Source organism: Litoribaculum gwangyangense (assembly GCF_039543505.1).
Classification (GTDB): Bacteria; Bacteroidota; Bacteroidia; order Flavobacteriales; family Flavobacteriaceae; genus Litoribaculum; species Litoribaculum gwangyangense.
In genome coordinates this window covers 491,994-502,874 of record NZ_BAABJW010000001.1, presented here as the reverse complement: position 1 = coordinate 502,874, position 10,881 = coordinate 491,994, and the positions used below count along the sequence as shown (strand labels likewise).

General features: G+C 33.5%; 12 protein-coding genes. 3 read left to right on the top strand and 9 right to left on the bottom strand.

The features are described 5' to 3' along the window. Positions 1-18: 18 nt before the first annotated feature. The 7 genes from ABD963_RS02175 to ABD963_RS02145 form a co-directional block, all read right to left on the bottom strand. Positions 19-1,101, bottom strand: coding sequence for an efflux RND transporter periplasmic adaptor subunit (locus ABD963_RS02175; RefSeq protein ID WP_345275293.1), 1,083 nt, complete (start codon positions 1,099-1,101; stop codon positions 19-21). 129 nt (positions 1,102-1,230) lie between these two features. Further along, entirely contained in the window at positions 1,231-1,653 is a 423-nt protein-coding gene (locus ABD963_RS02170; RefSeq protein ID WP_345275292.1) for a hypothetical protein, read from the bottom strand. 186 nt (positions 1,654-1,839) lie between these two features. Next, complete coding sequence (locus ABD963_RS02165) at positions 1,840-3,918, bottom strand: prolyl oligopeptidase family serine peptidase (protein ID WP_345275937.1); 2,079 nt, start codon at positions 3,916-3,918, stop codon at positions 1,840-1,842. Between the two features lie 144 nt (positions 3,919-4,062). After that, positions 4,063-5,052, bottom strand: a complete 990-nt coding sequence (locus ABD963_RS02160; protein WP_345275291.1) for an aspartate-semialdehyde dehydrogenase — start codon at positions 5,050-5,052, stop codon at positions 4,063-4,065. Positions 5,053-5,162: 110 nt separating this feature from the next. Then, positions 5,163-5,564 (bottom strand): large-conductance mechanosensitive channel protein MscL, encoded by a 402-nt coding sequence (gene mscL / locus ABD963_RS02155; RefSeq protein WP_345275290.1) that lies wholly within the window; start codon positions 5,562-5,564, stop codon positions 5,163-5,165. 67 nt (positions 5,565-5,631) lie between these two features. Continuing rightward, positions 5,632-6,738 carry an alanine racemase gene (alr, locus tag ABD963_RS02150; RefSeq protein ID WP_345275289.1) on the bottom strand — a complete coding sequence of 369 codons (1,107 nt, stop codon included), beginning with the start codon at positions 6,736-6,738 and terminating at the stop codon, positions 5,632-5,634. After that, positions 6,731-7,381, bottom strand: a complete 651-nt coding sequence (locus ABD963_RS02145) for a thymidine kinase (RefSeq protein WP_345275288.1) — start codon at positions 7,379-7,381, stop codon at positions 6,731-6,733. Before ABD963_RS02145 ends, alr begins: the two co-directional genes overlap by 8 nt. A gap of 107 nt (positions 7,382-7,488) precedes the next feature. Here ABD963_RS02145 and ABD963_RS02140 point away from each other — a divergent pair, with 107 nt between their 5' ends. After that, on the top strand, positions 7,489-8,241 hold the full coding sequence (locus ABD963_RS02140; protein ID WP_345275287.1) for a hypothetical protein: 753 nt from the start codon (positions 7,489-7,491) through the stop codon (positions 8,239-8,241). Beyond that, the gene (gene rsmI / locus ABD963_RS02135) at positions 8,241-8,912 is read left to right on the top strand and encodes a 16S rRNA (cytidine(1402)-2'-O)-methyltransferase (protein WP_345275286.1); all 672 of its coding nucleotides are present in this window, start codon (positions 8,241-8,243) and stop codon (positions 8,910-8,912) included. Before ABD963_RS02140 ends, rsmI begins: the two co-directional genes overlap by 1 nt. 8 nt (positions 8,913-8,920) lie before the next feature. Here rsmI and ABD963_RS02130 read toward each other — a convergent pair whose 3' ends face one another. Both ABD963_RS02130 and ABD963_RS02125 read right to left on the bottom strand, forming a co-directional pair. Continuing rightward, positions 8,921-9,703, bottom strand: coding sequence for a toxin-antitoxin system YwqK family antitoxin (locus ABD963_RS02130; RefSeq protein WP_345275285.1), 783 nt, complete (start codon positions 9,701-9,703; stop codon positions 8,921-8,923). A gap of 13 nt (positions 9,704-9,716) precedes the next feature. Then, on the bottom strand, positions 9,717-10,307 hold the full coding sequence (locus ABD963_RS02125) for a carboxymuconolactone decarboxylase family protein (protein ID WP_345275284.1): 591 nt from the start codon (positions 10,305-10,307) through the stop codon (positions 9,717-9,719). 145 nt (positions 10,308-10,452) lie between these two features. Between ABD963_RS02125 and ABD963_RS02120 the strand changes: the two genes are divergently transcribed. After that, entirely contained in the window at positions 10,453-10,875 is a 423-nt protein-coding gene (locus tag ABD963_RS02120; RefSeq protein WP_345275283.1) for an OsmC family protein, read from the top strand. The last annotated feature ends 6 nt before the right edge of the window (positions 10,876-10,881 follow it).

The window sequence follows — 10,881 nt, the reverse complement described above, 5'->3', positions numbered from 1 at the left end:
GTAGATTAAATTCTAAAATTATTCAGCATATAAGTCTAATTCAGACAATATTTTGTTGGGTTCTAAATATTTGGTTAGAATTTTTTGGTTGTTTTTCACCATTCTAATACCATCAAGTAAAATGGTATCTTTTTCTGTAAGCCCTTTATTAACAATGTATAAATGAGGTAACTCTGCACCAATAGTAATCTCTTGTTGTCTTACAATATGGTCTTTCCCAATAACAAAAACATAGGTTTTATCTAAAATTTCAAAGGTGGCTTTTTGTGGTATGATAATAACATCTTTAAAAGGCACATTCATTAAAACACTGCCAGTTTCACCGTGTCTTAAAATCCCATCAGGATTAGGAAAAGTAGCTCTAAAAGCAATATTTCCTGTTTCACTATTAAACTCGCCTTCAATGGTTTCGACAATCCCTTTTTGATTAAAAAGTTTATTGTTTGCCATTAAAAGGCTCACTTCTTTTTTAGTACCCTTGTCTGCGCTAATAATATAATCTAGATATTCAGCCTCTGGCACATTAAAATACACCCACATTTTACTATTGTCAGACAACTTGGTTAAGAGCTCGCCTTCATCTAAAAGGCTTCCTTCGCGCGCTTCCAAATGGTCCATAATACCATCAAAAGGCGCACTAATTTTTGTAAAACCTAAGTGTGTTTGTGCTAGCACTACCTCAGCATTTGCTTTATCATAATTTGCCTTGGCTATTGCTAATTCGTTTGGTGATACTACATTACCATCAGCTAAAAGTTTGGTGTTTTTCAGCTCAATTTCTGCAGCATTCGATTCAGCTTTGGCTTTTTGCAATTCTGCCTGATAAATATTTGGCATGATTTGAAACATGGCTTGCCCCGTTTTTACATGCTGGCCTTCGTCTACAAAAATTTGCTTTAAATAGCCTTTTTCCAAGGCCCTTATTTCTATGTGTTTAATTGAGTGAATTTGACTCACATAGTCTTTGGTAATTATGGTATCTTTTTTAATGGGGCTGGTAACAAGAAAAGCGGTTTCGGCTTTCTTTTCTTCTTTTTTTGATTGGCAACTTGTTTGAAATAAAAACACAAACAAGCCAACATAAACAATTGTTTTTTTCATAAAAAATTTATTTAAAATTTGAATTTAAACCCTGTAATGGAATGCCTTAACGTATTTAGAGGCTAGCCATTTTTTACTAGAATTGAATTAAAATGAGTAAATCAGTGAATTGATTTACAGGGAGTTTTATCAAATAATAAATACTTGAAGCCTTACATGAAGTTTTGTTGCAGACTTATCAAAATAATTTTTATGATGATTTAATAAAACCTGATGTAACTTAAATGCTAATTCATTAAATAATTGAGCATTTAAAACATGAGCTGTTTGAGGAAAGTAAGATAAAAAAGCGCTCTCACCAGATGATTCTTCATTTTCTATTTCTAGAACTTCAGGAATTTCAAAAGGAATATACCTTTGGTTTTCCTCATTTGAAGAATGAAATATTAAAACATTTGAATAGGAGTTTACGTGAGCATTACAAGTATTAAGATAGGTTTCTAAAATATTGTTATTGGAATTTTCAAATTCAGAATTTGCATGAAGGTTTAATCCACTTGTAAAAAGCAGAATACTTAAAAGCCATGTAAAATTTTTGAAAATTTTGCTCATTTCAACTGCGAAATTATATTAAACGCAGCTTATAAACAAATAATGGTTATTTAAAATTATGGGACAATCAATAAATATGTTTTTAACGAAAAAGCTAATGAGTTTTTAATAAAAATTAAAATATGAGCTAGCTATTTTAACTTATTGTATATCTATTTAAAACGGATTGCTATAAAATTTCTATGATTATTTTTCAGTTAACGTTTTAAAACCCATATTATAAAATGTAAACCCTAAAATATCAGCGTGTAATTCAATGGTTTTACTTAGTGGAGTTCCAGCACCATGGCCAGCATTTGTTTCAATCCGGATTAAGGTGGGGTTGTTACCCGTTTGTTTGCTCTGTAACTCGGCTGCAAATTTAAAACTATGTGCAGGTACAACTCTATCATCGTGATCTGCAGTTGTAATTAAGGTAGCTGGATACGAAACGCTTTCTTTCACATTATGGACTGGTGAATACGCTTTTAAATATTCAAACATCTCTATACTATCATCTGAAGTTCCATAATCGTATGCCCAAGCAGCTCCAATAGTAAATTTATGATATCGTAACATATCTAAAACGCCTACTGCAGGTAATGCTACTTTTGCCAAATCTGGTCGCTGAGTCATAACAGCACCTACTAATAAACCCCCATTAGAGCCCCCTGATAAAGCTAAATAGTTTGATGAGGTGTACTTATTATCTATAAGAAATTCAGCTGCAGCTATAAAATCATCAAAAACATTTTGTTTTTGCATTTTTGTGCCTGCATCATGCCATTTTTTGCCATATTCGCCTCCTCCTCGAATGTTTGCTACCGCATAAATTCCACCTTGCTCCATCCATACAGCATTGGGAATTCTAAAATTAGGTGTTTGACTGATATTAAAACCACCATAACCATACAAAATAGTTGGGTTTTTACCAGAAGGCTTAATGCCTTTTTTATGAGTAATAATCATAGGTATTCGAGTACCATCTTTTGAGGTGAAGAAGACTTGATTACTTATATAATCTTCACTATTAAACGATATTTCTGGTTCCCAGTAAAGGGAAACGTCACCAGTTACAGTATCTAATTTATAAATACTTGTAGGAGTATTATAGTTGGTAAACGAAAAGTAATCTATGCTTTCTTGTTTTTTACCCCCAAATCCACTTGCAGACCCAATACCGGGAAGTTTAATTTCTCTGATTAATAAGCCTTCAAAGTTGTATTGCTTTACTTTAGAAATGGCATCAATCATATAATGAGCCAAGATAAAGTTTCCACTAATAGATGCGCTCAATACATTAGTGGTTTCTGGAATAACATCAATCCAATTTTCAGGTTTTGGATTTGAGGCATCTACCGAGACTACTTTTTTATTTGGCGCGTTTAAGTTTGTAGTAAAAAACAATTTACTGCCAATATTTTCAAGTAAGTAAGTATCGCTCTCTAAATCATCTAAAATTGTTACAAAATCACTATTCGGGATTGATAAGTCTTTAATTAATAATTTATTGCCTGATGATGATTCAGCTGGTAAAATAACGAGATAGTTATCATCTCTTGTTACGTAGGCTCTGGTATATAAGTGTTTTTCATTGCTTTTTCCTCCGTAAATTAAAACATCATCTTTTTGAGACGTGCCTATTTTATGATAAAATACTTTATGATTATTATTTTCCTCTGAAAGTTCGCTACCATGAGGTTTATCATAACTAGAGTAATAAAAACCATCATTTTTAAACCATGAAATACCACTAAATTTTATGTTTTTAAGGGTGTCACTTATAGGTTCTTTGGTTTCAGCATCTATTACAATTACTTTCCTCCAATCGCTTCCACTCTCTGAAATAGAATAAGCTGCTTTTTTCCCGTTTTTTGAAAAATGTAATCCGTATAGAGAAATAGTGCCGTCTTTAGAAAACATATTTGGGTCCAAGAATATCTCAGGCCTTTGATTGTCTTTTTTCCTGTAGATTACATTTTGATTTTGTAAACCATTATTTTTTGTAAAATAGGTATAATCACCTTCTTTAAATGGCGCACCAAGCTTTTCATAATTCCAAATTTCGGATAATCTTACTTTTAAATCTTCTCTATAAGGAATAGTACTTAAATAATTACTGGTAATGTTATTTTGAGCTTTAACCCATTCTTCGGTTTCTTCACTTCTATCGTTTTCTAACCATCTGTAAGGGTCTTTTACTTCTATATCAAAAAAAGTTTCGATGGTATCAACAGTTTTAGTTTGAGGATACAATATTTTAGAAGGAATTAAATTCTGTGCCATAAAATTGGTAGAAATCAAAAAAGAGAATATTTTAATGTATAAACCTTTCATGATTAAGCTATTTTGAATTTTTCAAAAATAAACAAAAAAGCTCCTTCATTAATATTGAAGGAGCTTAAAGTTGTAGTTTGGTTGATAAAAGTATTACACCAAACCATGTTCAATTAAATATTCGGCGATTTGGATAGTGTTTGTTGCTGCTCCTTTGCGAAGGTTATCGGCAACTATCCACATATTTAAAGTATTGGGTTGCGATTCGTCTCTTCTAATTCTTCCCACAAAAACCTCATCTTTATCGTGTGCATAAATGGGCATGGGGTAAGTATTTGTGTCCGTATTGTCTTGAACTACAACACCCGGTGTTTCATTTAATAGCCTTCTTACTTCAGACAAGTCGAAATCATTTTCAAACTCTACATTTACAGATTCTGAATGCCCACCCGAAGTTGGAATTCTAACAGCGGTGGCTGACACAGAAAATGAACGGTCGTTCATTATTTTTTGAGGCTCTCTGGCAAGTTTCATTTCTTCTTTGGTGTATCCGTTTTCTTCAAAAACATCACAATGAGGTAATGCATTTCTTCCTATAGGATATGGATATGCCATCTCACCTTGCACGCCTGCAATTTCGTTTTCTAATTGTCTTACAGCTTTTACACCTGTTCCTGAAACCGATTGATAGGTTGAAACGACTACTCGTTTCATTTTATATTTTTTATGAAGAGGGTTTAATGCCATGACTAATTGAATAGTTGAGCAATTTGGATTGGCAATAATTTTATCGTCTTTTGTTAATTCGGATGCATTAATTTCTGGAACCACCAATTTTTTTGTAGGATCCATTCTCCAAGCCGAAGAATTATCAACAACGGTGGTGCCTACTTCAGCAAATTTGGGAGCCCATTCCAATGATGTTCCTCCTCCAGCTGAAAATAAGGCAATATCAGGTCGCATGGAAACTGCCGTTTCCAATCCAACCACTTTATAATCAGTTCCTTCATACGAGATTGTTTTCCCAACAGATCTTTCAGAAGCTACAGGGATTAATTCTGTAACAGGGAAATTACGTTCTGCCAAAACTCTTAGCATTACTTCGCCAACCATACCAGTGGCACCAACAACAGCTACTTTCATTTTTAAATTCAGTTTTAATTTGAGGCAAATCTAAATAAAAAAAGACCTTATTTTTATAAAACAAGGTCTTTTAACAAGAAATAACACTAGGTTATATATTTAACACTAAGTTATTTTTTTAACAAATCTCTAATTTCAGCAAGTAGGTCTTCTTGCGATGGACCTTTAGGAGCTTCAGGAGCCGGCTCTTCTTTTTTCTTCATGCTGTTTACACCTTTAATAATCATGAACATAACAAAAGCCACAATGATGAAATCTATAACATTTGTTAAAAAATCACCCCACATGACGGCTACCTCTCCTACTGTTTCACCAGCATCATTTATAGCACCTTCGGTTATAATCCATTTTTGGTCTTTGAAGTCTGATTTGAAAATCAATCCAATAAGCGGGGACACAATGCCACCAGTAAATGAGCTTACCACTTTATTGAAAGCAGCACCCATTACAAAAGCAACAGCAATGTCGACAAGGTTGCCTTTCATTGCAAATTCTTTAAACTCTTTTAACATAATACATTAAATTTTTAGTTAGTGAAATACTAAAGTAGTTAAAAACTTTAACATTTGTTAATTTTTTTTACTTGATATAGTGCCGTTTTACACGTTGAGAAATGGCGGTAATTAGCTCGTAAGAGATTGTGTTGGCTGTTTCGGCAAAAGACTCGGCGGTGCTTTCAGGTCCAAAAACAATAACCTCATCACCTTCTTTACAATCAATATGGGTAATGTTTACCATAATCATGTCCATGCAAACATTTCCAATAATTGGGGCCTTTTTCCCATTAATCATCACAAAACCTTTGCCGTTACCGTATTGTCGTCCAATGCCATCAGCATGGCCAATAGGCAAGGTTGCCGTTTTTAAGAAGCCATCACTTTTAAATGCGCGATTATAACCCACAGACTCGCCTTTTTTTATAGTATGAATTTGGGATATAATGGTTTTTAAAGTTCCTATGGGTTTTAAATTTTTGTTTTCTTTTTCTGAATTTCCAAACCCATATAACCCAATACCACTTCTTACCATATCTAAATGAGCTTCTGGATAGTTTAAAATTCCAGAAGTATTGCATATATGAAGCATGGGTTTGTAGCCTAATGTTGTAATGACATTATCTGCAATTGAGATAAAGTTTCCTATTTGATTTTCTGTAAATACTTTTTCATTCAAATCTTCACTAGCAGCTAAATGGGAAAAGATGGATTTTACTTTGATAGCATTTGTGCCTTTTAATTTTGAAGCGATGTAATCCACATCGTTTTCCCAAAACCCCAAACGGTTTAAGCCTGTGTTAAATTTAATATGTACAGGATAATTTGTTTGTTTTTCCTTAGTAGCAATTTCAATAAATTCGTTAAAAATTTTTGAGCTGTAAAGGCTAGGTTCCAAACAATATTCTATTAAATTTTTGAAATTCACAGCTTGAGGGTGTAGCACTAAAATAGGCGTTTTCACTCCAGCATTTCTTAGGGCAATACCTTCCTTAACATAGGCTACAGCAAAATAATCCACGTTTAGCTCTTGAAGATATTTGGCAATTTCAATAGCATCGCTACCATAAGCAAAAGCCTTAACAACCGCTAAAAATTTAGTGTTGGATTTTAATTTAGATTTAAGATGTTCAAAATTATGTTTTAGAGCTTTTAAATCAATTTCTAGAACCGTTTCTTGTGCTTTAGGCATTGGAGTCTTTGGTTGATTTAGGGCTAACTTCCTGTGGGTCATTAACCTTCATATTTCTAACTTTATCGCGCATCATGGCTTTATAATACGCGGCTCTACTTAAGGGTTCATATTCATCAACCTCACCTAATAGCACTAAGTTATCGCTTTTGGCTTTTCGGTAACTGTACTGTGCCAAATTTCCAGTTCTGGTACAAACGGCGTGTACTTTGGTCACATATTCGGCGGTTGCCATCAGGTTGGGCATGGGGCCAAAGGGGTTGCCTTTAAAATCCATGTCTAATCCAGCAACAATTACCCGAACCCCTTTATTAGCTAAATCGTTACAAATTCGTACAATTTCATCATCAAAAAACTGGGCTTCATCAATACCAACCACATCACAACCATCAGCTAAAATAGGGATGTTGGCTGCAGCAGGCACCGGTGTAGAGCGAATTTCATTAGCATCATGAGATACCACCATATCTTCATTATAGCGCACATCAATGGTAGGTTTAAAAATTTCAACTTTCTGTCTTGCAAATTGGGCGCGTTTTAACCTTCGAATCAGTTCTTCGGTTTTTCCAGAAAACATGGAGCCGCAGATAACTTCAATCCAACCAAATTGTTCTTTATGATTTACCGTATTTTCAAGAAACATTTCGTAAATTTAACACTAAAACCAAGCGATTATTCGTTTGTATAAAGGTGACGTAAATTTATTAAAAATCAAAAGCCAACATAATAATAATTAAAAAATTATAAACAATGAAGAAGAAGTTGGAATCTGAACTCATTAGTATAGCTCACAGAATCCTAAAACTTAAGGGTAAGGAAGATGTTATTAAAATGCATGCTGAAGTTTCTTTGCTCCATGAAAAACTCTCTGTATTAAAATTTGCTCATGATAACTTTGAAGGAAACATACCTACCATTGGCAGCGACTCTTCATTTTTTGGCATGTTGGACGATGCTTTTAATAATAAAATAAGCGATACTATTGAGGTTGAAGATAAATTATACATCAATCTTGATGAGGTTGAAGATGATGGTATTATGGAGCCTGTAATGAACAAAATCAAAGATATGGTTTCGCACATGCCTGATGAATCTCAAGAATCTGAAGAAATAGATGCTGTTTTTGAAGAGGCTATTACACAAAAGAAATACCATAAAATAGATTTTGAGGAAATTACGGCTGGGTTTAAGGAGACACCGGTTTTTGAGCCTGTTTCGAAAATAAAAAATGGCGTTTCAAACGAAAAAAAATCTTTAAACGATAAACTTAAAGCACATAATTTTAACATTGGCTTGAATGATAAAATAGCTTTTATAAAACATTTATTTGCCGGAAATAGTGACGACTATAACAGAGTGGTGTCTCAATTAAATACTTTAGAATCTTATAAAGATGCTCAACATTTTATTGAAAACATGGTAAAGCCAGATTACAATAATTGGATAGGTAAAGAAGAATTTGAAGAGCGCTTTTTAGAAATTATAGAAGCAAAGTTTGATTAATGAGTAAACTTTTTATAGTTCCTACGCCTATAGGTAATTTAAAAGACATGACTTTTAGGGCTATTGACGTTTTAAAAGAGGTCGATTTAATACTGGCCGAAGACACCCGAACTTCAGGAAAGCTTTTAAAACATTTTGAAATTTCAACTCATATGCAATCGCACCACATGCATAATGAGCATAAAGCTGTTGAAAATTTAATACAAAAATTAAAAAGCGGAATAAACATGGCTTTAATAAGTGATGCCGGAACACCTGCTATTTCCGATCCTGGGTTCTTACTTATAAGAGCTTGTATAGAAAATAATATTGAGGTGGATTGTTTACCTGGAGCCACAGCATTTGTCCCTGCCTTAGTGAATTCTGGATTGCCAAATGATAAGTTTGTTTTTGAGGGCTTTTTGCCTGTAAAAAAAGGACGTCAAACCAGATTGTTGGCGCTTGCTGAAGAAACCCGAACCATGATTTTTTATGAAAGCCCGCATAAACTTATTAAAACATTAGGGCATTTTAGCGAGTATTTTGGTGAAGATAGACCTGTTTCTGTTTCAAGAGAGTTAACAAAATTGTACGAAGAAACCATTCGTGGCTCAGCCAAAGAAGTTTTAGAACATTATACCAACAAACCCCCTAAAGGTGAAATTGTTATTTGTGTTGGTGGGAAGAAATAGGATATTATTTAAAACTCACCAAAAAGAGCTCTAAATTTTAAAGCCTCTTCAGGGTTTTCTTTTAGGTTAATTCGCTTTATTTCTTCACCATTTTCATTTCTTTCAATTATAAAAGCATTTTCTTCATCAACTAACATCTGTATAAACAATTTTAGAGAACCATCTTCATTATAGAATTTTACAGCTTCAAAATTGTCATAAGTTGAAGAAATACTTTCTGAAAAAACCTTTCCATTTTTTATATATTGTGTTATCTTTTTACCGTCTTCAATAAACATTTGAGACTCTATTTTACCAATAATATCATAGGAAATAGATTCAATAACTTTTTCATTTTCAATTTTAGATTCCGATTGAAGTTCCCCACTTTCATAATAACTAAGACTTTTACCGTACTTAACACCGTTTTTGTAAGTATTAAGTGTTTTTAATTTTCCTGATAAAGAATAAATTTTCTCCTCACCGTCTAGTTTTCCGTTTAAATAATTAGTTTCTGAAAAAACTTCACCATTGTTATGAAAAACAAAACTTGGTCCATTCAAAATACCATTTTCAACTCTGAACTCTTCCCATTTTTTAAATTTATCGCCTACCACATAATAACCATTTAGTGGTTTCCTGGTTTCATTATCTCTGTAAACACTAATACCATCATAGTTGTCTATGAAATATGAGTTTCTTTCAACAAGTTTGAAGTTTGAATCGTCTGTATTTGATTTGTTTTTACATGAAAAGATTGATACGGCTAGAAAAAGAATAGCAACTGACAGCTTATTTTTAATTAATTTCATAAATAATCAATTTTTATAAATGCTTCCCTTTCTCCCACCCATGTTTACCTAAATAGTGCACACCACTTTCAACGGCACCATCCTCCATAGAAGTCCCCATACTATCATTCCACCGGTTTAAATATCCAAACAAGGAAATCACCCCCAACATTTCTACAATCTCCCCTTCATCCCAGTGCTCATACAAACGTTCTTTAATAGCTTCATCAACCGCATTTGGTACTTGGCTTGCCGCTAAACTAAAATCCAATGCAGCACGTTCGGCCTCATTAAATGCAGGGTGTGTTCGGTAGTCCCAAATATTATTCAATTGTTCTTGTTCTGCACCATAACGCTCTGCGGCACGAATGGCATGTGCTTGACAATACCGACAACCTGTAGCGTTACTACTTACCCAAGCAATCATGCGTTTTAAAGCAGAGGTTACACGTCCTTCATTCGCCATAACCGCTTTATTCAAATTAATAAAAGCCTTACTTATGGCAGGACGACGTTGCATGGTTAAAACTGAATTTGGGCAAAAGCCTAAGGTTTCGTTAAAGAATGTGGCGAGTTCTTTGGTCTCCAAATCATGGTCAGCAGATAATGGTGTTACTAAAGGCATAATTAATTTTTTAAATAGTATTTTTGGCATCTACAAGAAACATCCTTAATTAGTACCATAAATTTTAAAAGAATAGTTTAAGATGTTACTTGTGTCCGACTTTTTAAATATTTTCACCACAAGAAACAAAAAATAATTCACAATAATGGCAGATCATATTACTACAACTTGGTTAGGCGACATGAAGTTTGAAAGCACTAATCCATCGGGACACAATTTATTTATTGAAGCAGGACCAGATAGCGGAGGCAAAGGGGAAGGCTATCGCCCAAAAGCTTTAATGCTATCTAGTTTGGCTGGATGTTCAGGATTGGATGTGGCCGCTATTATTGAAAAAATGAAGTTAAAGTTAGATACTTTTAAAATTGAAATTGAGGCTAATTTAACTGAAGAGCATCCAAAATATTATGATAAAGTATCGATGCATTTTCATTTTTACGGGAATGAATTGAATGAAAAAAGACTTCAAAAGGCGGTTGACTTATCTGTTGAAAAATATTGTGGTGTCATGGAAATGTTTCGTCAGTTTTCGGAAATGGAAATAAAAACTCATTTTCATAAAAAATAAATTTCA